Origin of the sequence: Streptomyces sp. NBC_00510, from assembly GCA_036013505.1 — a bacterium.
In the GTDB taxonomy this organism is placed as follows: Bacteria; Actinomycetota; Actinomycetes; order Streptomycetales; family Streptomycetaceae; genus Actinacidiphila.
The window spans coordinates 80,585-105,073 of sequence record CP107851.1; the positions used below are offsets into that span (position 1 = coordinate 80,585).

The window sequence follows — 24,489 nt, forward strand, 5'->3', positions numbered from 1 at the left end:
CCGGGATCAGCAGCACTGCGGTGGGCAGCGGCATCGCCGCGGTGACGGGGATTCCGGCCCGGATGCTCACTGCCATCGTCCACGGCGCCCAGGCGGTGCACGAGGTGTCGCCCGGGTGCCGGGGGATGCGGTGGCAGGTCCTGGCCGGCATCGCCGCCATCGAGTCGAACAGCGCGACCGGCCGCACGATCAGCCCGGGCGGGGACATCACCCCGCGCATCCTGGGGCCGCGCCTGGACGGCTCCGGCGCAGGCGGCAACACCACGGCGATCGGCGACACCGACAACGGCCGCTGGGACGGCGACGGTCAGTTCGACCGGGCCGTGGGCCCGTTCCAGTTCCTGCCCGCCACCTTCACCGCCGTCGGGCGGGACGGCAACGGCGACGGCCGTATCGACCCGCACAACGCCGACGACGCCGCCCTCGCGGCCGCAACCTACCTGTGCGGCGACGGCCGCGACCTCACCGACGAGGATCAGCTGCGGGCCGCGGTGTACTCCTACAACCACTCCACCGCCTACGTCACCGACGTCGTCAACGCGATCCACCGCTACGACACCACCCACGCCACCACCGGTGGCGGCGCGGCGGCGACCGGCGACGCCCGCACCGTGATCACTGCGGCGCTGGCCCAGCAGGGGGTGCCGTACTCGTGGGGCGGCGGCACCGCCCGCGGTCGTTCGCCAGGAATCTGCTGCTCCCCCGGGCAGCGCCAGGACGGCCGCCAGGTCGTGGGCTTCGACTGCTCCGGCCTGACCTTGTACGCGTACGCGCAGGTCGGAATCAGCCTGCCACGCCTCGCGGAGAACCAGGCCTCGGCCGGCCGCCGCATCCCCGCCTCCGCCGGATACGGCGCGCTACGGCCGGGCGACCTGGTCTTCTACGGCCCCGACCCGAACAGCAACGCCGGCATCCATCACGTCGGGATCTACCTCGGCAGCGGCCAGATGATCAACGCCCCCAAGCCCGGCACCAGCGTGCGCATCGATGCGCTGACCGCCCTGCCCGACTACGCCGGAGGAGCCCGCATCCTATGAACACCCGCACGACACCCCGGCTTTCCGGGCCCGCCATGCTCGCCGTCACTACCGTCCTGGCCATCACCGGCACCGGGCTGGTCGCCCTGTCCGCACCGTCTGGTCCGCCGCATCCGGCGGGCGTCGCGCCGGCGGAGCGGGCCGCGCTCTCCCCCACCGCCCACGGCGTCGAGCCCCACCCGGCAGCAGCGGCCGGCCCCTCCCCGGCCCCGCACGCGCCGGCACCTGCGTCACCCGCGACGGCGGACGGTTCCACGCCGGATCCCGCCGCCGGCGCACCCCTCCCGCCACCGGGCGCCGGCGAAGGTGCCGACCCGTGGGTGCAGCACGCTCTTGACCGGGCCACGGCGCCGGACCTGCCCAAGGCCTCCGCCCGCCGCCTGACCGCCCTGGCCAAGGCGGTGTGGACCGCGGATGCCACCGGCACCGGCCGTAACCGCTGGCCCGGCTACTTCACCGATCCCGCCCCGCAGGCCACCTACACCCGGTTCCGGATCCAGGCCGCCGCCACCCGCCGCGACCCCCACCACCCCGGTGGGGCCGTCGTGCGGCTGGTGTGGGCCGGCGCCGACCCGGCCGGCACCTTCCTCGACGGCCGCACCGCCACCATCCGCTTCGCGCCCAAGGGAGACTCATGGACCCCCGCCCGGTGACCTCCGCCGACAGCCCGTCGTTGAACGCGGCGACCGATCTGCTGGCATGGGCTTGGTACGCCGGCGTATGGCTGGCGGCCAATGCGTGGTGGCTGAGCCTGACCGCTATCGTCTGCTGGGCCGGCTGGGAGGCTACGCGGCATCACCTGGCCACCGTCGCTCTCAAGCGGCGCATGTTCGTCGAGCTAGTGCCCTCCCGGCAGTTCGAGGCGTCCGAGGAAGAGATCCTGCGGTTCGGCGCCCAGCTCATGCGCGCCGCCTCGGCCGGCCCGTGGTGGGCACCACGCGATGCCCGCACGGTGCGGATCCGGCTCCGCGCGGACGGCACCCGGCCGCTGACGTACCGGGTAGAGGCACCCGCATCGGCGGCGCATCTGCTGCAGCAGACCCCCTATACCCGGGTGCGAGTCGCCCCGGCCCGGCCGATCGCCGACAAGCAGCACCGGCGCACCATGCGCGCGGTGTTCGCGCTGCACGGCACCGCCGGCTCCCGGCTGCGGGAGGTTCCGCTCGAGCCGGACCCGCTGCAGCCGCTGATCGACGCCGTCGCCGACCTGCGCGCCGACCTTGGAGACCTCGCCGAGGTCTGCATCGACCTGTCGCCGGCGTCGAAGTGGCGCCTTGCGGCTCGCAGGCGGCAGGTCTTGGACGCCTCCCGCCGCCAGGCTCGCCGTGAAGCGCAACGCGAGGCACGGTGGATGCGTCAGGACGCCGCGACCTTGGAGGACTCGTTGGGCCGGCAGCTGAGCCAGCTACTGCTCCCGCCCTCACAGCGCACGGCAACCCGGCGGCTGATGATGCCGCCGCGGCCGCCGCGGATCAACCGGGACAAGGCGCTGGGCAAGCTCCTGGAGGACACCGGCCTGGTCCGCGTGCAGCTACTGGTGCGATGTTCCTCCCACCAGGTGGGGCGGGCCGAGCGGCGACTGCGCCACGTCGAGGCCGCACTGGACATATACGCAGCGCGCACCCGCTGGTCGTCGGTGGGCTGGTCGTGGGGACCGTTGCGGTTCGGCCCGGACTTCTGGCCGTGGCGGCCGCGGTTCGACCAGCGCTGGGCCAGCGGTCGCATCAAGCCGGGCCGGGACTCCTGGGCGCGGATCGACGAGCTGGCAGGACTGCTCAAGCCGCCCACCATGCATGCGCGGCTGCCGCTGCTGGCCGCAGACATCCCCACCTACCAGCCGAAGAAGAAGCTGCTGCCGCAGGGCTGGCACCGCGGGCCGGACGGCACCGAACGGCTGCTCGCCACCTGGGAGGCCGACACCCTGTTCGAGGTGCAGGTCGGCAAGGCCGGCTGGGGCAAGACCACCCGCGCCCTGGTCCAGGCCGTCGCCGTCGCCCACCACCACGGCGGCCTGGCGTTCGTCGACCCGCACCGCGACTCCTGGACCACCGTCGCCCCCTACCTGGCCCACCACCAGATCATGAACCGGGCACGGCTGTTCGACCTCACCGTCCGCAAGCCCACCGACCACCTCGCATGCTGGAACCCGCTCAGCATGACCACAGCAGCAGCCCCGCACGAGGTCACCGCCGCCGTCGTCGACGCCTTCGCCACCAGTCTGGGGTGGGCAGATGCCAACGCCCCACGGGCCATCACGATCCTGACCAAGGCCGTCGAAGCGCTGGCCGAAATCAACGCCCAGGCGGTGGCAGCCGGCAAGGAAGGCTGCCAGGCCACGATCTTCCAAATCCGTGCGCTGCTCACCGACCCGCTCTTCCGCACCCTGGCCGTGGCCCGGCTCGACGACGATGCCAAGCGGTGGTGGGCCACCTCCTTCCCGGCCATCCCCGCCGACGCCCTGCCCACCGTCCTCAACCCCATCGACCGGCTCGCCGCATCCCCGGTCATCAAGGCCTTCCTCGGCTCCCCCACCGGCAGCTACGACATGCGACACGCCATGGACACCTCACAAATAGTGTGGATCTGCCCAGCCGGCACCGGCCCCACCGACCGCCTACTCACCTCCATGATCGTCCGGGACATGCTGCGCGCCGGGCTGTCCCGCCGCGACACCCCCGAACGCCACCGCACCCCATTCCGGCTGTATCTAGACGAGCTGATCTCCCTGGACGGGGCCGCCTCAAGCTCACTGGCGGACATCACCGAACAGCTCCGCAAGTTCGGCGTGCGGATGCACGGCATGACGCAACTGCTGCACCGCATCAACCCGGACGTGCGGACCGCGCTGCTGCAAAACGCGTCCTGCCTGTCCACCACGGCCGGATCGGTGGAGGCCGTCCGCTACATCACCGATGAGTGGGGCGACCAGGTCAGCCCTGCAGATGCCGCCGAACTCGGCCGCTACCAGCACTTCGCGTCCTTCACCGTCGCCGGCACACGCGTCGGCCCTTTACAGATCCGCGGCCCCGAACTGCACGAGGTGTTCCGCCACCTGGCCCGGCCCGACAAGACCCGCGCCCTGCACCGTGCCGCCCACACCCATACCGGCGCCCAGACCCTGGCGGAACTGACCGCCATCGCCGCCACCCACGAAACCGCCGTCCGGGACTTCCTCACCCGTCCCGGCCCCGGTCCCGAGCCCGGCCCGCACTCCACAGGACAAGGACCCGGTCCCACCGATCCCGGGCCCGCACCCTCCCAGCCGCCGACCGCCCACACCGAGCAGGAGCTGTTCGCATGAACACCAAGCCCGGCATCGATCGGCCGGCCACACCGGCGGCCCGCGACACCGACACCGACGGGCACCCCACATGGCAGCCCCGCACCGAAGAATCCAGCGCGCATCAGGCGCTCGCGCTCCTCGCACAGCACCGACTGGCCACCACACCCCAACTACACGAACTCCTCTCCCCCGACGGGCACCGCCAGACCACCTCCGCCGTCCTGAACACACTGCGGAAAGACACCCTGATCTCCCACACCGTCCTGGCTCGCAGCAACGGCACCCGTGCCTGGTACCTCACCCCGAAAGGGACCCGCATCGTGACCGGCTGGCCCGAACTACGCGGCCGCCCCGTACAGCCACCGTCCGGTGGCACCGAGGCGAACCTGCGGGCCGCCCACACCCTCACCGTCCTGCGCGCCCACCTGGCCTTCCTGCGTGACGCTCGGGCGCGCGGGGACGAATACGGGCCGCTGGACTGGATGCCGGAGATCGCCCACCGGCTGCCGGACACCGGCGGCGAGGACAAACTGATCGCCGATGCCGTCCTGCACTACACCGCCACCACACCCCGCCGGCTGCAGTACCGGGCGTTCGTCGAGGTCGACCGCACCACCATGAGCAGCGAGCGCCTGTCGCGAAAGCTCATCTCCTACGCCCGATTCCACGACTATCTCCCGCAGTCGCCAGGGCGTCGAGGCACCGTCGCGGCCCAGAACGCCATGCTGGCCTGGCAACGCTTCTACCCGAAGTTCCCCCGGGTGCTGTTCATCCTCACTGGCGCCGGCCTGCAGGCTCTGCAACGCCGCATCGGCGACCTGCGCGCCATGACCGCCGGGCACCCGCTGGTCACCCAACTGGCCGGACAGGTACAGCTGGGCGCGGCAGTCCTTGAGGACCTCGAGCAGCACGGAGCCTCGGGCCCGGTATGGACACCCCTGTCCGGCACGGACGAGCGCCGCTCGTGGATGGACCTGTAGGCGCCGATGAGGAAACTGCGCAGCCGGCCACCACGATTCGTGGCCCTGGACAACCGGGCCGTCGACGATGCGCGCCTGAGCGTGCTGGACGTCGGGCTGCTCGCGATGGCGCTGCGCTGCCCGGACGGCGCGGACTTCACCGTCGCGTCGCTGGCGCGCAAGCGCAGGCCCGGCAGGGAAGCGCTGACCAAAGCCATGCGGAATCTGGTGGCCTGCGGCTACATCGTGAAACTGAAAATCCAGGACGCCACCAACGGGACCTGGCGCACCCAGTTCTCCGTGACCGACCTCCCCTTCACCACGCAAGACGTCAAGGGCATGCTCGCCGAAGTCCGCGATGCGCGAGCCGTTCGGGTGGAGCCGGTGTGGCTCGACCCCCGCTCTTTCCCGACGCGCGCTGCAGGAGGTCCGGGGGAAGGTGAGCCGGCCACGCCACGGCGGAACCGAGTAACGGGATCCCGTCACTCGGTGGTGACCAGCCAAGATGCCGCTGAATCGCAGGTGGGACCGAGTGACGGGTTTCCGGCGGTCGGTGACCCGATCGTCGGTGACCCGTCGGCTAAAGAACCAAGACTTCACGTACAAGACGGAAAGGACTTCTCTCTCTCCTCTCCCCCGGATCACGGCCCGGCCGTATCGGTTCCGGAGACAGAGACCAGCAGGCGCCCGGAACAACGCTTGCTCCCCGCTGTACCCGACCTGTCGCGATCGCCAGTCCAGCCCCGGAGGGACGCAGGTGGCCGGGACGGAGCCGTAACGGCAGGGCAGGTTCTGGTGAACCCGCCGGCTGCCGGCGCCCGGGTCGCCGAGGCGTGGGCGGAGGCCCGGCACCGCCGAGGGCACCCGGTTCCGGTACTCGGGCACAAACGCCTCGCCCGGACCGCCGCCGCGCTGGCAGCCGCCGGCACGGCGGAGGAGGTCCTGACTCAGGCGGCGGTTGACATGGCACGGGAACCCACCTGGCTCGACCTCGAACGGCACCTCGAACACTGGTCACCACCCGCAGCCACACCACCACCGGCCGCCGGGCCGGCCAGTTACTGCGGAGCCTGCGACTACGGCTGGCTCACCGAAGAAGACGGGCGCGCCCGCAAATGCCCCTGCCGCACCGGCACGACGCCATGACCCTGCGCCAAAAGGCCCAGCTCCCAGGGCTCCTGTGCCGCCAGGACCTGAGCGGCGCACAGGGCGGCTCCGTCTCCGAACCACGCCGAGGGGCGCGGCCGGCAGCTTCCACTGTTCACAAGGACACCGAAAAGAGGGAACGCATGGTCACCGCGGTACGACTCGAACCAACCGGCGCAGTCGAGACATTCGACCTGCCCGAGCACTACGTCAGACAACGCCGAACCCTGCGCTCCATCCTCAGCGGCGCTGTCGATGGCGCGGTCTACCACCGCCGGGCGCTCATCCACGCACACCATGCTGGCGCCTTCGGACCCGACCGGCTCCTCAACGCTGCCGCCTGGGCGCTCGCCGGCCTCTGGTCCAGAGCCGAGCTCCCGCATGGGATATACGGGACCGCCGTCATCACCGGCCCGAATCGGCCAGACGGCAGTGCTCGGGCGCTCGACAACGATCTGACGGAGCAGCTCCCCCGTATGCGCCGCCGTGAAGCGAGTGCTCTGCGCATGGCAGACCACACGCCGCCAGCCGACGAAACAAGCGCCAGAGCCGGTGTACTGCACGCCGCTCGAGACGGGCTATCCACACGGTCCTCGACGGGGTGATCGACTACGGATGCCTGACGCCCTGATATCAAGGTCTTACGAACTGGGCACACTGCTCGCGGTAGCTACCCGCGGCCATCCGAAACGAAGGGGAGAAGTCCGCGGAAGGCCGCTCAAGGTCGTCCCCGTTCAGGCCCGCCCTGCGTGTGCTCAGGGTCTGTCCATGGAACGGCCCTGTCTCACATGTGGTGGTAACGGTAAGTAGCTGCGGCGACTGGCAGTAACCCTTCCAGACCAGCACGGGTGACGCGACCGTCGACACCGCGCTCCGCCCGCTCGGCGGCACGTCTGTGACTGCTCTCCTCGCAGCCCGGACCAGGCACATCAGTGATGACGCTCCGTCACCACCACATGGGAAACAGACCCGTTCTTCTTACAAGCCCAAGCGGCGGAGCAAGGCGGGTTGCTGGGGCTCTCCTGATCGACCTCGCGGCCCTGTACGGAGATGGGCCGGTACTCGGCGGCCAGTGACCGTGCTCCACCAGGTTTCGGACCAGGGCGGTGACGAGCGGTCGGGGTGACGTCGGCACGGTCACCGGCGCCTGGCCGGTGGCGGCGGCGCTGACCGCGCTCGTCTTGCTCACCCTGCCCGGGCTGCTCGGGGACCGAGACACGGCTCGCTGCTGTGTGCTGCTCTCCCAGACCGTCAGACCGTCTGCTGCACCTTCCACATGAGGGTGTCGAATTCATCGTCGAGGGCAGTGCCCGGGCGTCCGGCATTGCAAACGGCACTCCAGGCGCGGCCGTCGGATGGGCGCACGAGAATGGACTGTGTGCCGGGCAGCGTACCGTCGTGCCAGATGGTGCCGACGTTGTTGACCGCCCAGCCCCGGGCATAGCCCGGGGTCGTCGCCGAGACCGGGCGGGCCGCGGACGCGGTCGTCATCGCAATGCGTGTCGACGGCTGCAGCAGGTCGGGGGGCGACGGCAAACCGTCGACTACGAAGCAGAACCGCAGCACGTCAGCTGGTGTCGCGGTCCAGCCGCCGTGGGCGTCCATGCGGTCGACACGAATTTCGTAGGGCGCGGCGCGGTCAAGGCCGACATACATGGCCTCCGCAGCAGCTCGGTCCCGGGCCGTGGCGCCGGCCAGGAACGCCTGCCCGGCACCACTGGGGCCCAGCACGGTGCGACGCAGGAACTCGCCGTACGACATCCCGGTGACACGTTCGATGATCCGCCCGAGCAGGCAGTAGCCGAAGTTCGAGTAGCCGTACGTCGTACCCGGGTTGTTGACGAGCGGCAGGTTGTCGAGAGTCCAGGTGATCAAAGCGTCCTGACTCAGAGCCATCTGCTGGAACATGGGGTCGTTGTTGTCGTTGACCCAGCCACCCGCCGTGTGCTCCAGCAGGTGTTGCAGTGTCACGGCGCGCACACGTGCGCTGTAGGGCTGCGTCCCGTAGGTGGTGCCGAGTAGGGCGCCCGGTCCGAATACCAGGTCCGTGGCAGTGAGCCGGCCTTGTTCGATCAACATATGCACGGCCGTGGAAGTGATCGGCTTGGTGACGCTCGCGATGCGGAAGCGGTGGTCCGGTGTGGCGATCTCCCGGGTGATGCGGTTCGCGTAGCCGAAGGCACGCGCGGATCTGATCGAGCCGTTGCTGGCCACAGCGAAGGAGAAACCCGGAACTGCCCACTTCTGCATGAAGGGCACGATGAGGCCTGTCGCGGCGTCGCGGCTGACGTCGGCCTCGGGCGTGGTCTCCCAGATCGTGGTGTAGCGCGCTGAGCCGCCGTCCCGGAATCCGCTGACATCGACCAGCCGGAGGCCGGCTCGGGTGTTGGCGTCGAACTGGCTCTGGTAATCACTGTGCGCCACACCGTGCGCCGCTTTCCCCGGATGCCCGGGCGACTGCTCCCAGATGCCCGCGTAGCGGATGCCGCCGCCGATCGCGTAGCCCACGGCACGGACGAGTCGGAAGCCCCGATCATGTTGGCTGTCGAATTCGTGCTGGTACTCCGCGTCGGACAGACCATGTCTCGCCGACCAGGCCGGCCCAGCGTAGCGGTCCCAGATACAGGCAAACCGCGCTCCGCCCGCGTCCTCGTAGGGAGACAGACAGCGCAGGCGGAAGCCCCGGCGGGACAGGTCATCGAACAAGGACTGGTACTCGGCCCCGGTCAGGCCGTGCCGGGCGACCCATTCCAGGCCCTGTTCTTGCTCCCAGATGGCGCTGAACAGGACTCTGCCGCCTGAGCGGAACACCGACAGGTCGACTGGTCGGAAACCATTGCCGCCCAACGACGCCACCGTGGCCTGGTACTCGGTGTCGGAGATACCGTGACGTGTCTGCCAGGAACTTCCGCCCTGCATGGCCCACACACTCGCGAACCGAGGCTTTCCACCCAGCTCGTAGCCTGAGATCTTGATCAGCCGGTAACCGTGCGCAGTGAGCCGGTTGAACTCGGTCTGATGGTCTGCCGCCGTGAGGCCGTGGCGTGCCTGCCAGTCGGTAACAATCATTGGTCGACTCCGCTTGCCTAGGCCCCCCTGGGGTGTGACGCCATCCAGAGGATCGCGGGCATCCACCCGTCTCGCCCCGGGCTGGATAAGGAAGTAGCCCCCTCCTGCCTTCCGCGCGGGCCTCTCGAGCGACACTCAGAACCGGTTCGGCGGGCAGTCTCAATCGACGGGTTGCTGTCCTGATTCGTCGACCGTCTCTCCCAGCGCCCCAGGCCACCCGGGGTAACGGGTTTTACAACCCGCCCCTCCACCCCATGCTGGCATGGGGAGCCTGGGAATGCGCGCGCTACCGCCGTACACGCATGCTCCAGGATCAGGCGTCGGTCACCGGGTGGACGCTCCCGGCCCGCGGCGAGGACCCGGCCGCCGTCGAGGAGCCGACCGCCGCCGACCCCGCCCCCGCCGCTTCCGCGGCGCAGCCGGAGGCACAGACCGCGTCCGCCGCCCGCCGCACCCTCAACCTGTCCGGTGTGCGCCATCAGCATCCGCGCGTCCTCCCGGAGACGCCCGCCCCGACCACCACCATCACCGCGGTCATCGTGCGGGGAGGGTCAGAACAGATTGCCCAGGAGGGCGATGACGACGGCGCGCAGCCCGGCTGCGCGCGGCAGAAGCTGGCCTCAGGCCAATGCGGCACGGCGGCGCGGGAAGTTCTCCACGAATGGCATCAGCTTGCCTGGCGTGTAGATGGCACCGTATTGGGCGACGATGCCGCGGTCGGTCAGCAACTGGGCCAAAAGGTACTCATCCGGGGCAACACCCCGGCGCTCCAGGTGGTCACACCAGACGGCGTAGATGCGGAACTCCGGCAGGTAGCGGCGCAAAGTAGAGGGGCTGACCGGGCCACCGCCTCGTCCGGTCATACCGTGGGCGGCAAGGTAGGCCGACAGTTCCTTGTCACTGGGTTCGACGCCTTCGGAGCGCAGGCATTCGTCCCAAGCCCGGTAGTAGCGGTCGACCATCGTCAGCTGCCGGGTGGCCCCCTCCCGATCGGCTGCTTGCGCGCCGGCGGGCGCTTCGGGGGCCGGCTCTGCGCCGGATGCCTGCGTCACCTCGGTTACCGCAACGGTGACGCGACAGACCACGGCCTCGGTGGCTGCTGCCCTGTGCGCCGGCACGGCGCCAAGACCGCTGCCCGCGATGGTGGAGCCCTGCAGGTCACCAACGACCGCCCGGCTCTCCGGCCCGGATGCGGCCGGTAACACCGGCATCGGCACATCTGCCGTGACCGCCGCAGTGGACGTGACGAGGTCGCTGCCCACGACAGCCGACCCGGCCAGGCCGGGAGGGTTCATCGGCACTCCGTACCGGGCGAGCTTCAGCGGCATCAGGGCCTCGACCGGGGCCTTGCGGCGCCAGGCGCGGCCGTAGCGGGCGCGCAGCCGGGCCCGGTAGACGAGACGTTCCTGCTCGACCCGGATGACCTCGTCGTAGCTGCGCAGCTCCCACAGCTTCATGCGCCGCCAGAGGCGGAAGGTCGCGAACGGCGCCAGCAGCCAGCGCGCGAGCCGGACCGACTCCATGTGCTTGTCGGCGGTGATGTCGGCGACCCGGCCGATCGCGTGCCGGGCCGCCTCCACCGAGACGACGAAGAGGATCGGGATGATGCCGTGCATCCCGACGCCGAGCGGGTCGGGCCAGGCCGCCGCGCCGTTGAAGGCGATCGTCGCCGCCGTCAGCAGCCACGCCGTCTGGCGCAGCAGGGGGAACGGGATGCGCAGCCAGGTCAGCAGCAGGTCGAGCGCGAGCAGGACCACGATCCCGGCGTCGATGCCGATCGGGAACACGTTGGCGAACCAGCCGAAGCCCTTGCTCAGCGCCAGCTCGCGCACGGCCGCGTACGAGCCCGCGAAGCCGATCGCGGCGATGACCACGGCGCCCGTGACGACCACACCGATCAGGATCCGCCCGGTGCCTCCCCAGCGTCCGGCCACCTGCTCTGCCCCCGCCACAACCTACGACCCTCTCCTGTCACACAATGTGATCAACCCGCGCTCTCACGCACCCAACCATGACTTCACCCCTGCACTGAAGAACTGGCTTGCATGGGACGCTTGGCCGGCGCTGGCCACCGGCCATCACCGCAATCAGTGGCTACGAGGGCGCTCCTTGCGCCTGCACCCCAGTCGGACACAGCGGATCCCACAGCTTCGGCCAACGCGACAGGACCGCGATCACCGTGACAGACGGTCGGCGCTCCCGACGTAGCCACACCAGTAAGCCATGGCGTATGCGCCGCAGGGGACGCAAATCAAGCCAAGTTACTGGCGAGTTGGACTGAAACAGATGAGATCCCTCCAACCCCTTGCGTAACGTGCCCACTACGGAACGAGTTCAGATCATCGCAGAGCGCAAACGACCGGACCCGGGCTCAGGGTCGGATCTCACGTCCACGCGCAACGGACCACGGGGAGGCAAGGTGACGCACCACCGTCGGCACGAATCGAGCAGAACTCAGCGACGGCTAAGAATCTCCACATGCGTCACTGTTTGTGCTGCGGCGGTGTTGCTAGCCGGTTGTCAGTCCCCTTCGGCGAACCGCTCCACGCCGCCAGAGTCGGCTCAAGTCAGCGAACCCTCCCCACCGGATGACCCGGCGATGACCGAGGCCAGACGACAAGTCACCGCTGCCTACCAGGGGATGATCGATGCACAGGCCAAGGCCTTCGCCACGGGCACCTTGGAGGGCAGCAGGATCGAGAAGTATGCCTGGGACAAGGCGCTTTCGGGCACCAAGGGAACGATCCTGTTCAACCGGCAGAACGGCATCGTCTACACCGGCAGGCCTAAGTTTCAGGTCAAGAGCTCATCGGTGGATCTGGGGATAACGCCGCATCGTGCCACGCTCACCGTGTGCTTCGACAACGCGAACTGGACCCCGGTCGACAAGAAGACCAGAAGGAGCGTGTCCGCACCGAATCAGAGGAGGCGCTACATCTCGACGGCGGCGCTGCGAACAGTTGGCGATCGATGGCTCGTCATCGACGGTAACGCGGAACGAGATCGGGCATGCTGAGACGTCACTCTGTAGTGCCTGGCCTCCTGAGCGTGCTGTTTGCCCTCACTGGAAGCCCTCCGGCTTGGGCCGACCATGAGGAAGTCGTGTGCCCTCCGCCGTGGGTCAACGGACCGTGCGTCATCAAGGTCGTTGACGATGACGGAAAGCCTGGTAGCGGGAGCGGGGGCGATGGCAGCGGCTCCGGTGGCGGCGAGCGAAAGTGCATGGACACGCTGCAGAACGTTGAGGTGCCCTGCCACCTCAAGGATCTTGGCTGGTGGAGTCCGAACTGCTACTACCAGTTGGCCGACCCACAGCCACCCGCCGGCGACCCTGCATGGGAGAGCCACAAACCAGGTGATGGCGCCGTCTACGAGGCCTACTGCCCCGATGAGGGACCGCCGATCCAGTGGCTGCAGAACCCTCCACCGGGGATGGGCGGCGGCGTCGACCCGGCTCGGCTGGCTCAGGAGGCAGTGAGGAAGCTGCCGATCGAGGGGCCGGATATCGGGATCGCGCCGGCCCCGGACAGCAAAGGCGGCACGATCGGCGTGCCGGTGTGGTTGTGGAACACCAAGGGCCAGGCCACTGCGGGCCCGTCATCGGCCAGCGCCACCGCAGGGGCGATCACCGTCACCGCAACCGCACACGTGAGCAAGATCGTGTGGCGGCTGGGTGACGGCGGGACCGTCGTCTGCTCGGCGGGTGGTACGCCGTACAAGGCCTCGTATGGGCTGCGGAAGTCCCCCGACTGCGGCTACGTCTACGGTTCCACGTCGGCCTGGCAGCCGCATGGCAAGTACACCGTCACAGCCACCTCGACGTGGCAGGTGCATTGGGTCGGCGGCGGCCAGCAGGGCGACTTGACCACCACCCGCACCTCGCAGGTTCAGATCCGCATCGGCGAACTGCAGGTCGTCGGCGGCCAGTGAACTGCGCTCCAGGAGGACCCAGCGCGTGAGTAACACCACCACTCCCCCGGTGCCGGCGCAGTACGGACCGGCCACGCAGCCGGTGGCGGCGCCCCGGATGGTCAGGCAGCGTCGGCGTCGCCCTGGCCTGATCGCCTTGTCTGTTGCGTTGATCGCCGGCGGGGGTCTGTCCGGTGCGGTGTTGTATGCCTCTTCGGGGCAGCGCACCGCCGTGGTCGTCGTTACCAGGGACGTGCCTGTCGGTTCGCAGATCACCAGGGATGACCTGGGTACCGCATCGCTCGCGCTGGATCCGGCGGTGCAGTCTGTGAAGGCTTCGAAGGCCGACTCTCTGGTCGGCCGGCGGGCGGCGATCGGCTTGAAGGCCGGGTCTTTGCTTGCGCCGTCTCAGGTGACCACCAGGTCTTTGCTGGGACCGGGCGAGCAGTTGGTCGGGGTCGGTGTGAAGCCGTCGCAGTTGCCTGCCACACCACTCGTGCCGGGGCAGAGGGTTCTGATCGTGAGCACGCCGGATCCGGATGCGGTGTCCGGCCCCGGTAGCGCCTCCGTTGATGACAGTACGCCCAAGACGCTGGCCGCCACCGTGGTCGCGGTCGGCAGACCGGCGACCGCCACCGGGGTCGTGGTGGTCGATGTAGCTGTCCCAGCCGCCGACGGGCCCGCTCTGGCCTCCCGTGTCGCCACCGGCGATGTCGCTGTGATCGTTGCGGCCCGGGATGGCAGCTGATGGCTGTCATTGCTCTGGCCGGGGGGCTTGGTGCACCCGGGGTGACCACCACCGCGATGGCGTTGCTATTGGCTTGGCCGCTGGAGGCGGGGCACCGGGTGGTGCTGGCGGAGTGTGATCCCGATGGCGGGGCGATCCTGCCCGGCGCGTTCCAGGGCACGCTCGGCGCTACGCATGGCCTGCGCAATCTCGCCTTGGCCGGACGGCAGGGCCAGCTGGGCGAGGCGTTTTGGCGGCAGTTGGTGGATGTCACCGACGCCGGCAGCAGAGACCGGCTGGTGCTGCCGGGGTTGTACGACCCGGCGCATGCCTCGTCCATGGGCCCGGTGTGGGAGCAGCTGGCGGCGATGTTCGCTGGGATCGAGGCTCACCGGCACGATGTGCTGGTTGACCTGGGGCGGCGTGGCGCGTTCGGGTCGTCGCAGGTGCTGGCGCAACGGGCGGACGTGGTGCTGCTGGTGGCCCGCAACACGCTGCGCGGTCTGCAGGGCGCGCAGGTGCGGCTGTTGGCGCTGCGTGAGCAGTTGGGCAGCGCGGTGGAGATCGGCCTGGTGCTGATCGACTGCGGGCCGTTTGTGAAGGAGGAGGTGCAGCGGCAGCTGCAGGTGGAGGTGGTGGCGACGCTGCCGTGGCGGCCTGGCGAGGCGGCGGTGCTGTCGGACGGGGCTCCGCAGCCGAGGAAGTTCGAGGCGTGTGAGCTGATGCGGGGCGTGCGGTCGGCGACGACCCGGCTGCGGCAGCTGGTGGCGACCCGGCGGGCCCGTCTGGGACCGCCCGGGGCTGGGAGTGGGAAGGCGGTGGCCGGTGCGCGCTAGCCCGCTCCATCAGAATCCCTCTGTTGCCCCGCTTGGTGAGCGGATTCCTGCCGCCACGGGGCGATGGCAGCAGGGGCCGCACGGTTACGCCGATCCGATGCCACCCGCACAAGCCCACTCACCGGGCATGGTGGGTGCGCCGCAGGTGCCGGGTGTGGTGGTGGACTACCAGGCCGTCCGGCTGATCAAGAAAGAGGTCGGGGAGCGGTTGACCGCGCTGCTGCGGACCCAGCCGGGGATGAGCCTTGGGGCGCAGGAGCAGCAGGGCCGCGCTTTGATCAACGAGCAGGTCGCGGTCTGGGCGGACGCGGTGGCGATCGAACGTGGGGTGGCCACTGCCGCGGTGGAGGACGCCGCGGTCGCGCAGGCGGTGTTCGACTTGCAGTTCCGGGCAGGGCGGCTGCAGCAGCATCTGGACAACCCGCAGGTGGAGAACATCCTCATCAACGGCTACCGCGACGTTGCGCTGGACTTCACCGATGGACGGCGCTTGGCTGTGGCACCGGTGGCGGACAGCGATGAGGAGCTGCGGGAGCTGCTTCGGGACCTGGCCCGCCAGTCCGGGCAGAGCGAGCGGACCTTGTCGACCGCGAACCCGTTCCTGGCGCTGCGGTTGCCTGACGGTTCCCGGCTGCAGGCCATCACCGACGTCACGCCGGGCACCTATGTGACCATCCGCCGGCACGGACAGCGCCACGCCGACCTCGCTGATCTGGTGCGGCTCGGGATGATCGACACCACGCTGGCGGCGTTCTTGGCCGCGTGTGTGAAGGCCCGCAAGAACGTGATGGTGGCGGGTGGGCAGGCGGCGGGCAAGACGACGCTGCTGCGCGCCCTGCTGAAGCAGACCGACCCCGACGAGCGGTTCGCCACGCTGGAGACCGAGTACGAACTGTGGGCGCACACCAACGGCTACCACCGGCAGGTGGTGCCGCTGGAGGCGCGGGAGTCCAACGGTGAGCGTGTCGACGGGCACAGCGCCGGCGAGATCACCTTGATGGATCTGATGTACCGGGCGCTGCGGATGAGCTTGGCGCGGGTGGTGGTCGGCGAGGTCCGCGGGCCGGAGATCGTGGCGATGATGCAGGCCATGACCAATGGTCAGGGCGGCAACCTGTGCACCATCCACGCCTCCCACCCGAGCGTGGTCTTCGACCGGATCGCTGAGCTGTATCTGCAGGCTCAGGGCAATATGACGCCGGAGCTGGCCTACCGGCAGGCGGCCCACGGTCTGGACTTCATCGTCTACGTCGACGGCTCCATCGACGAGCGGCCGATCGGCGGCCGCCGCCACCGGTTCGTCACCCATGTGCTGGAGGTGACGGGCATCGGCGAGGCCGGCCGGCCGGACACCAACCAGATCTTCGGCCCGGCGCCGCAGTGGGACGAGCCGCGGGCGGTGCCGCACATGCACCCGCGGTGCATCAACGAACTGCGGCGGACCGGCTTCGACTCCGATCTGCTGAGCGCCCCGCGTGGCACGTGGCGCGGCGGGCTGCCTCTGCTGGTGGGGGGTGCACCGTGATGAGCGGGATGCTGCTGTGGGTCGTGGCCGGGCTCGCGGTGGCCACCGGGATGGTCGGGGTCGTGGCGGGCGTGGCCGGCACGAGCGCGCCGAAGGGCCCTGGCGTGGTGGCCCGGCTGCGGGCCCGCACCGGTCAGGCCGACCAGGACGCGAGGTTGCGGCGCCGCAACCGTCTGGTCGCAGGTGGCATCGCCGGGGCGCTGGTGTGGCTGGTCACCGGCGTGTTCGTGGCCGGCGCGCTGGTGATGCTGGCGGTCGTCGGTGTGCCCTGGCTGCTGGCCCCCACCCAGGGCGCGGCCCGCCGAATCGGGAAGCTGGAGGCGCTCGGGGACTGGACGATGCGGTTGTCCAATGTGCTGCGCTTGGGGCGCGGCCTGGACGAGGCGTTGAAGCTGTCCCGCAGGGGCGTTCCGGAAGCGATCGCCGGCGAGGTCGCCGACCTGGTCGACCGCCTCGCGGTCGGCTGGCGGCCGGTCGATGCGTTGCGGGCGTTCGGTGACGCGCTGGACGACGTGACCGCCGACAAGGTCGTGGCTGCCCTGATCCTGTCCGCGTCCGACCGGGGGCCAGGTCTTGCCCAGGCACTGGAGGATCTCGCGGACTCCGTCCATGAGGAGGTCGCCAAACGCCGTCAGATCGAGGCGGACCGGGCCAAGCCCCGCACGACGGTGCGGTGGATGACCTTCATCACCTTGGGCGTGGTAGGAGCCGGAATGCTGGTGCCCGGCTACACCGCCCCGTACGGCACCGTGCTCGGGCAGCTGGTCCTGGCGCTGCTGGCGGCTGCCTTCATCGGTGTGCTGGCGTGGATGCGGCAGCTGGCCGACCACCAGCCGGTCCCGAGGTTCCTGATCGCCGATCCGCGCAGCCGCGTGTCGGTGCCGGCGGCACCGACCGACCGGCCGGCCACCTCCGGGGAGGACGTGTGATTCCCGTCGGTGCGATCCTCGCCGGATCAGCGGTCGGCGCCGGGGTGGCCCTGCTCCTCAAGGAGCTGGCCAGTCCAGCGCCGGCCCTGGGACCGGCGCTGCAGCGCCTGAATCACCCTGCTCCCCCGGCACCAGCATCAGTCAGTGTGGACCGGGACGAACGCTGGGGGGCGTGGCTGGTCGAAAACCTTGGCTCGCTGGCCGCCGTACGGATCCCGAGCCGCAATCTTGCCCTGGTCGGCACCTCACCCGGCCGGTTCCTGCTGGCCAAGGTTGCTCTGGCCGGAGCGGGTCTCCTGCTGCCCCCGCTGGCGGCGATCCCGTTCCTGCTGCTGGGCGTGCCGGCTTTCCTGCCCGCCGTCGTCGGCCCGGTGTGCGCGGCCCTCTTGTGGGTCGCCCCCGATCTGGCGCTGCGGGATCAGGCCAGGCGGGCCAGGGAAGAGTTCGCCCATGCCATGGCCGCCTATCTGGATCTGGTGGCGCTGCGGCGGGCCGGGAACGTCTCCGCCGAGCAGGCCATGGAGCAGGCCGCCCAGGTCGGATCGGGCTGGGCGTTCACCCGTATTGAGCAGGCCCTGGCCAGCTCCCGCCTGGACAAGGTGCCGCACTGGGAAAGTCTGGGGCGGCTGACCGCCGAGCTGGATCTGCCGGTCCTGGACGACCTGGCCGCGATCATGCGGCAGTCCACCGACGACGGCGCTTCCGTGTACGCCACACTCCGCTCCCGGGCGAAGAACCTGCGCACCGAACTGCTCGCCCGCCAGGCCGCCGAGGCCAACGCCGACTCCGAGAAGATGACCGCCCCCGGCGCGCTGCTGGCGGTGCTGGTCATGCTGCTCATCGCGTTCCCCGCGGTCATCCGCATCCTGACGACCTGAAACCCGCCGCACCCCCTGCACCCCTGCACCCCGCTGACAAGGAGCATGCATGATCTCCCGGCTCGCCCGTCCGCTGACCGCCGCCTACCTGTGGGCCAGGAAACAGCACGCCAAGGGCATCGAGCGAGGCTCGGACGCCGGCGATATCTCCATCACCACCGTCATCATCTGGGTCGCCGCCGTCACCGGTGCCCTGATCATCGCCGGCACCATCGCCGTGGTGATCTCCAAGTACAACGGCCAACTGTCGGGCATCTGAGGCAGAGCGTGAAAAACACAGACGCATTGATCCGCTTACGGTCGGCGGCCGCGATACGCGCCCGAACCCGCGGCGACCGGGGAGAAACCTCCCTTCAGATGGCGATCGTCTTCCCGTTCGTCATCCTGCTCACGATCACGGTCGTACAGGCCTCCATGTGGTACTACGCCCGCAACATCGCGCTCACCGCCGCCCGCGAGGGAGTGTCAGCGAGCCGCGTCTACCAGGGAACCAGTGGCGACGGTGCGGCACAGGCACGGCAGACCCTGGACCGGATCGCCGGCGACTCCTTACGCGACCCGCAGGTCAGCACTGCCGGGAGCACCGCCGTCACCGTGCGGGTCACGGTGACCGGCACCGCCCCCTCGCTCCTGCCGGGCATCTCAGGGCTGCACATTTCACAGTCCGCATCCGGCACCAAAGAGCGCTGGACCGCTCCGTGAGGCCCCGACGCCAACTGCGGGCCGCGATGGCGGCCCGGTTATGTGGCGACCGGGGCAGCGAGGCAATCCAGGCCGCGATCGTCACCCCGCTGCTGGTCGCCTTCGTGTGCATGGCCGTTGCCGCCGGGCGGCTGGTCACCTCCGGCAGCAAAATCGACGCCGCCGCCGAGGATGCCGCCCGGGCCGCCTCCATCGAACGCACCTACCAAGCGGCGAAGTCCGCCGCCTCCAAGGCGGCCGAGCAATCCCTGAACGACCAGGGCATCACGTGTACGTCCACGAGCGTGTCCGTGGATGCCAGCGGCCTGACCGTCCCGGTCGGGCAGGTCGGCTACGTCACCGTCACGGTCACCTGCACCGTCGGCCTCTCCGACCTCCTGCTGCCGGGCGCTCCCGGAGCCAAAACGCTGACCAGCAGCTTCACCTCGGTCGTGGACGCCTACCGAGCGAGGGAGCACTAGATGACGCTTCCCGCAAGGCTGCGCCGGCGCCTGCGGCCCAAGGGCGGCGACCGCGGGGGCATCGCGGTGTTCGTGGCGGTCTGCACCGTGGTGCTGCTCGGCATCATCGGCCTGGTCCTGGACGGTGGGGGCAAGCTCCGCGCCACCGAACGTGCCGACGCCCTCGCGCTGGAAGCCGCCCGTGCCGCCGGGCAGGCCATCGACCCGGCTGCGGCCATCACCGGCGCCGCGATCCGCGTCGACCCGCAGGCTGCCGAGGCGGCCGCTCAGTCCTACCTGCACCGGGCCGGCGCAAGCGGTCAGGTGACCCTCTCCGGTGACGGCACCCGGGTGGCCGTCGTCGTCACCGGCACGTACGACACGAAGTTCCTGACCGTCTTCGGCATCGGCGCGCTGCGCGTGAGTGGCCACGGGACTGCAACGTTGCTGCACGGCGTGACCCAGCCCGAGTAGCGGCACGCCCCCGCACGAGAAGGGCCCCACAAATGCCCCAGCCCCCCACCGGCTCGGCCCGCGCTCCCCGTACCGGCCCGGTGTTCACCGTGGTGCGTGCCGGCGTGAGCTTCGTCGTGCTGGTCGCGCTGCTGGCCGGACTGCCGATGCTGCTGTGGTGGGGCACCGCCATCGTTGCGCCCGGCGGCATCGCTGCCCTCGGTCACTTGTTGTCCACGCAGGACTCCGGGCAGGTCTTCCTGCTGGCGCTGGCCGTGGCCGGCTGGATCGGATGGGCACTGTTCGCAGTCTCGGTGCTGCTGGAGATACCCGCGCAGTCACGCGGCCGCGCCGCACCCAGGCTGCGGTTGCTGGTCGGGCAGAAGGCCGCCGCGACTCTGGTTGGCGCCATCGTGCTGGCGCTGCCCACCGGCACGGCCCTGGCCGCCTCCGCCCCCACAGCGCAGGCCGCCACAGCCACCGCCACCCCCCACCCCGGCACCAGCGCCCCCGAGCAGCCGACCACGACCGCTGTATCTGTGGGGCACGAGTCGGACACGACGGTCGCCTATACGGTGCGCCACACCCGGCCCGCCGAGAGCCTGTGGTCGATCGCCGAGGCACGGCTCGGTGACGGCAACCGGTGGGAGGAAATCGCCGCCCTCAACGCCGGCCGCATCATGGCCGACGGCAGCACCTTCCACGCCGACGCCCCGATCCGGCCCGGCTGGACCCTGCGCCTCCCCGGCGACGCCACCGGCACCACCGCGGCCGGCAGCACCGCCACCGGCCTGCACACCGACGGCGGCCACGCTGCCGAGGCCATCGACGCTGAACACACCGGCGACTACACCGTCCAGCCCGGTGACAGCCTCTCCCAGATCGCGCGAGACGAACTCGGCAGCGCCGACCGGTACCCGCAGATCTTCCGTCTCAACGAGGGCGAAGCCCAGCCCGGCGGCCGCCGCTTCACCAATCCGGACCTGATCTACCCCGGGCAGCACCTCGAGCTCCCGGCCACGCACGCCGCCCACCCCAACCACGACAATGAAGGGGACAGTGACGGCAGCAGGGATGGGACCGGTAGCGGCTCTGGCCGTCACCACGGCCAGCAGCACCACCGGGCGGCCTCGCCCACCACGCCGGATGCAACCGCCGTCCCGTCGAAGGCCGCCCCGTCCGATGCCGCGCCATCGACCGGCAGCGGGAAGGACACCGGCCGCGTCCCAGACCCGACCGCGAGCGGCACCGGCCGCCCGGCCCGGCTGGAGCCCGCCTCGGCGATTCCCTCGGCACCCCTCCCCACTGCCCCGGCCGGCCAGTCCACCCATGGCCCCCAGACATCCGCTTCGGCCTCCACAACACCTCCAGTGGCCACAGGCACTGACCAGGGCTCGGACGGCATCGCGCAGCATGTGGCGCTGACCGCAGGGATCGGCGCGCTGCTGGCGGCCTCGCTGACCGGGGCCCTGGGAGTGAAACGGATCCTGCAGCAACGCCGTCGCCGCGCCGGACAGACCATCGCCATCGACGCCGAACCCACTCGGCTGGAGCAGGTTCTCCATGCCACGGCCGAGCCCGCCGGGGTCGCCCTGCTCGACACCGTGCTGCGCACCTTGGCCCAGCACGCCGACACCGCCGGCCAGGAACTGCCCCCCATCCGGGGAGTTCAGATTACCGACCGGAGCGTGCAGCTGATCCCTGATGACCCGCAGGCCCAGCCGCTTCCTCCCTTCGCCGGCGGCGACACACCGGGCACGTGGGTCCTCAACCCCGCATCCCCGCTGCTGACCTCCGATACCGCCCGCCACGTACCCGCCCCCTACCCGGGCCTGGTCACCCTCGGCGCCACCGAGGACGGCGCCCTCCTGCTGGCCGACCTCCTGCACACCCGCACCCTTCTCCTGGACGGTGACGCCGACGACGTCCTCGCGGTCACCCGTGCCCTGGCCCTCGAGGCCGGCACCAGCAACTGGACCGACCACACCGAGATCATCACCGTCGGACTCGGGGCGCGGCTGGCGACACTGCTGCCGAAGGGCCGCATCCGGGCCATGCCGCATCTGCCGTCCGTCGCAGCCGACCTGGGCGCCCTGCTGGTGGAGGCACATCAGCACGGCGGCGACCTCAAAAATGCTCCCACGCCACTGCCGTGGATCCTGATCTGCGCCGGCGACATCGACGCCGACCACGCCCGGCAGCTCGCCGACGCCCTGTCCGCAGCCCGGGACCTACCGGTCGCGGCGGTCCTGCCAGCCGACGACGCCACCCGACAGGCCTTCCCGGACGCCGAGCACCTCCCAGTGGCTCCAGACACCCCGATCACGCTTGCCCACCTCGGTTCCGGCCCGGTACAGCTGCAACGCCTCACCGACGATCAGTACCGCAGCTACCTCCACGCGCTGGAAATCGCCGACCGCCCCGCACAAGCAGCCACCGGCGCCTGGCAACTCGCCGAAGACCACAACATCGCCGCCGCCACCCCGCGGCCCAAGCCGCACACGATGCTTCTGCGCACCGACGAGGAGGACACCGACCCCGGTGATCCCTTCCCTGCACTCCTTGCCACCGCAGCCCCGGCCCACAACCAGCTGATCGATTCCACCGCCGGCAACAGCAACCGGACGAGCCCCGAACCCGAGCAGGCCGGCACGACCGGACATGCCTTCCTGCCCGCAAGCGCCCCCTCCACCGAACCCGGCGGTCACGGTGTCCCGCAGGCCCCGCACAAGCCGACACCCAGCGACAGCAACGTCGTCGGGGACGACCCGGGCGCGCCGGAGATCAACGTGCTGGGGGCACTGCAGGTCTCGGGAGTCACCAGCTCCGGCCACGGCCCCAAAGTCGCCGAACTGGCCGCGCTGATCTACCTCCGGCCCGGGCGGACCGCCGATACCCTGTGCGCCGCGATGGACCCGGCCTCTCCTTGGTCGACCCGCACGCTGCAGTCACGGCTGTCGGAACTCCGCAGCCGCTTCGGCACCGCCCCGGACGGACAGCCCTACCTGCCCCGGCCCAGCAACGGCTACACCTTCCACCCCGGCGTGCGCTCGGACTGGGCCCTGTTCCAACACCTGGCCACCCAGGGGCTGGCCTCCGCCCCCGCCACCGGCATCCCGGACCTGGAAACCGCGCTCAGCCTCGTACGCGGCAAACCATTCGATGGCCAGAACTACCCCTGGGCCCACTCCGTACAGCAGGACATGCTCTCCCGCATCATCGACGTCGCCCACACACTGGCCACCTGGCACACCGACCAGGAAAACCCCGACCTGGACGCCGCCCGCCACGCGGTACTACGCGGCTTGGACATCGACGAAACCGCCGAAGTCCTCTACCGCGACTGGATGATGATCGAGTGGGCAGCCGGCAACACCACCGGGATCCGCAAAGCCGTCGCGCGTGCCCAGCACATCGCCCACACCTACGACATCTCGCTACAACCCCTCACCCAACAAACCATCGACCTCGTACTCCCCACCAAACAACCCACCCCGGCCGCCCCCCGCAAGACATGACGACGAAAGACGAGGTGCCGGCCGAGCACGGGACAGACCGAGGCAGACCACACCCAACCCAGACACGCATACGGTCTGGGACCACAGGCGGCTCATGCCGTCATCAACGACATCAGCTCGAGGTTTCCGGAGCTCTGGCAGCTTCCCGGCCACCACAGCGGACCATCAAGACCACCGATGCGGACCACACCAACAGTCCAGTTGCGGGATATTTAAGGCAAAGTAGCCTGGAACTGCGTGAACGACGCTCTCTGATCTTGGAGGTAGGCGATGTTTCACCGGCTGCTGCGGCGTCGCAGGCCGCGCGGGATTGTGTTTCTCGGCAACGGCCGCCTGATCCGGGGGTTCAGCGGTAGCCACTACGACGGGCACGGGTACCAGGGCTGACACCATCCGCAAGTCGAACCGGGCCCGCCGTAGCACGCTGCGGCGGGCTGATCTTGGAGGATATGCGGTGGCGGAGGATACCGATGCTCTGACAGCCATGACGCAGGTCCTGTCACCGCATTGCCGTGTCACAAGGATGGCCGGCGGAGCGCTGATTGCGGACTGGAGACGGACGCGTTTTCTTGCGATGGCGGAGGCGGACATCCAGAAGTTCGCCGGCGAAAACCGCGAAGAACGCGCCGAACTCGTCACAGGTCTCATCCGCGCCAGGTGCGCGACAGCCTGCCCAAAGGAACATTCCAACGCCCAGATCGGGCTCTGGCTGCGCGGGGTACACCTGCTGATCCGGACCATGGGGTTCGGGCACGTCCTTCGGCTCTTGTCCTTGGCCGCTCCGGATTACGCCCGTGCAGACCCCGCCTCACCGCAGGACATCGCACGCCTGAAACGAGCAGTGCAACGCCACGGCCGCACAGGCTGGTTCGTCAACGACGACTGCAAGGCCCAGGCCGTGACGGCTTACATCCTGCTGCGGCGGCGCGGTCTGCAGGCTGTGCTTCACGTCGGAGTGCGTGAGCACCCGTTCGCCATGCACGCCTGGACGTCTTCGGCCGGCCTGTGCATCCCTGACGCCGATCCACGCGGGCACGCGTTCACGCCGGTCCTGTCGATCAATAGCGCAGGGCACTGA

20 protein-coding genes are annotated in these 24,489 nt (G+C 70.0%); 18 read left to right on the forward strand and 2 right to left on the reverse strand.

The features are described 5' to 3' along the window. Positions 1-62: 62 nt before the first annotated feature. Genes OG937_00355 through OG937_00375 form a run of 5 tightly spaced genes read left to right on the forward strand, consistent with a single transcriptional unit; the run spans position 63 to position 6,425 of the window. A complete protein-coding gene (locus tag OG937_00355; GenBank protein ID WUD70285.1) occupies positions 63-1,037 on the forward strand; it encodes an NlpC/P60 family protein in 975 nt (324 codons plus the stop codon). Then, positions 1,034-1,690 carry a hypothetical protein gene (locus OG937_00360; protein WUD70286.1) on the forward strand — a complete coding sequence of 219 codons (657 nt, stop codon included), beginning with the start codon at positions 1,034-1,036 and terminating at the stop codon, positions 1,688-1,690. Before OG937_00355 ends, OG937_00360 begins: the two co-directional genes overlap by 4 nt. Then, positions 1,672-4,338 (forward strand): ATP/GTP-binding protein, encoded by a 2,667-nt coding sequence (locus tag OG937_00365; protein WUD70287.1) that lies wholly within the window; start codon positions 1,672-1,674, stop codon positions 4,336-4,338. The genes OG937_00360 and OG937_00365 overlap by 19 nt, the downstream gene beginning before the upstream one ends. Then, complete coding sequence (locus OG937_00370; GenBank protein WUD70288.1) at positions 4,335-5,300, forward strand: replication-relaxation family protein; 966 nt, start codon at positions 4,335-4,337, stop codon at positions 5,298-5,300. The genes OG937_00365 and OG937_00370 overlap by 4 nt, the downstream gene beginning before the upstream one ends. A gap of 39 nt (positions 5,301-5,339) precedes the next feature. Further along, a complete protein-coding gene (locus OG937_00375) occupies positions 5,340-6,425 on the forward strand; it encodes a hypothetical protein (protein ID WUD70289.1) in 1,086 nt (361 codons plus the stop codon). Positions 6,426-7,676: 1,251 nt separating this feature from the next. Here the strand turns inward: OG937_00375 and OG937_00380 are convergent. Further along, complete coding sequence (locus OG937_00380; GenBank protein WUD70290.1) at positions 7,677-9,494, reverse strand: serine hydrolase; 1,818 nt, start codon at positions 9,492-9,494, stop codon at positions 7,677-7,679. A 620-nt stretch (positions 9,495-10,114) separates the two neighbouring features. Then, positions 10,115-11,446: a DUF2637 domain-containing protein gene (locus tag OG937_00385; GenBank protein WUD70291.1), complete on the reverse strand. Its 1,332-nt coding sequence runs from the start codon at positions 11,444-11,446 to the stop codon at positions 10,115-10,117. A 647-nt stretch (positions 11,447-12,093) separates the two neighbouring features. Between OG937_00385 and OG937_00390 the strand changes: the two genes are divergently transcribed. From OG937_00390 to OG937_00450, 13 genes are all read left to right on the forward strand, one after another. Then, on the forward strand, positions 12,094-12,510 hold the full coding sequence (locus OG937_00390) for a hypothetical protein (GenBank protein ID WUD70292.1): 417 nt from the start codon (positions 12,094-12,096) through the stop codon (positions 12,508-12,510). Positions 12,511-12,716: 206 nt separating this feature from the next. Then, complete coding sequence (locus tag OG937_00395) at positions 12,717-13,424, forward strand: ATP/GTP-binding protein (protein WUD70293.1); 708 nt, start codon at positions 12,717-12,719, stop codon at positions 13,422-13,424. Between the two features lie 25 nt (positions 13,425-13,449). Then, positions 13,450-14,151, forward strand: a complete 702-nt coding sequence (locus OG937_00400) for an SAF domain-containing protein (GenBank protein WUD70294.1) — start codon at positions 13,450-13,452, stop codon at positions 14,149-14,151. Continuing rightward, a complete protein-coding gene (locus OG937_00405; protein WUD70295.1) occupies positions 14,151-14,966 on the forward strand; it encodes a hypothetical protein in 816 nt (271 codons plus the stop codon). The genes OG937_00400 and OG937_00405 overlap by 1 nt, the downstream gene beginning before the upstream one ends. 127 nt (positions 14,967-15,093) lie before the next feature. Further along, a complete protein-coding gene (locus OG937_00410) occupies positions 15,094-16,491 on the forward strand; it encodes a CpaF/VirB11 family protein (GenBank protein WUD70296.1) in 1,398 nt (465 codons plus the stop codon). Then, positions 16,491-17,420: a type II secretion system F family protein gene (locus OG937_00415; GenBank protein ID WUD70297.1), complete on the forward strand. Its 930-nt coding sequence runs from the start codon at positions 16,491-16,493 to the stop codon at positions 17,418-17,420. The genes OG937_00410 and OG937_00415 overlap by 1 nt, the downstream gene beginning before the upstream one ends. After that, positions 17,417-18,298, forward strand: coding sequence for a type II secretion system F family protein (locus OG937_00420; GenBank protein ID WUD70298.1), 882 nt, complete (start codon positions 17,417-17,419; stop codon positions 18,296-18,298). The genes OG937_00415 and OG937_00420 overlap by 4 nt, the downstream gene beginning before the upstream one ends. 49 nt (positions 18,299-18,347) lie before the next feature. Then, entirely contained in the window at positions 18,348-18,557 is a 210-nt protein-coding gene (locus tag OG937_00425) for a hypothetical protein (GenBank protein ID WUD70299.1), read from the forward strand. A 98-nt stretch (positions 18,558-18,655) separates the two neighbouring features. Then, positions 18,656-19,000 (forward strand): pilus assembly protein, encoded by a 345-nt coding sequence (locus OG937_00430; protein ID WUD70300.1) that lies wholly within the window; start codon positions 18,656-18,658, stop codon positions 18,998-19,000. A gap of 26 nt (positions 19,001-19,026) precedes the next feature. Further along, positions 19,027-19,461, forward strand: coding sequence for a pilus assembly protein (locus OG937_00435; protein WUD78587.1), 435 nt, complete (start codon positions 19,027-19,029; stop codon positions 19,459-19,461). After that, complete coding sequence (locus OG937_00440; GenBank protein ID WUD70301.1) at positions 19,462-19,914, forward strand: hypothetical protein; 453 nt, start codon at positions 19,462-19,464, stop codon at positions 19,912-19,914. A gap of 32 nt (positions 19,915-19,946) precedes the next feature. Next, a complete protein-coding gene (locus tag OG937_00445) occupies positions 19,947-23,411 on the forward strand; it encodes a LysM peptidoglycan-binding domain-containing protein (GenBank protein ID WUD70302.1) in 3,465 nt (1,154 codons plus the stop codon). A 454-nt stretch (positions 23,412-23,865) separates the two neighbouring features. Then, positions 23,866-24,489 (forward strand): lasso peptide biosynthesis B2 protein, encoded by a 624-nt coding sequence (locus OG937_00450; protein WUD70303.1) that lies wholly within the window; start codon positions 23,866-23,868, stop codon positions 24,487-24,489.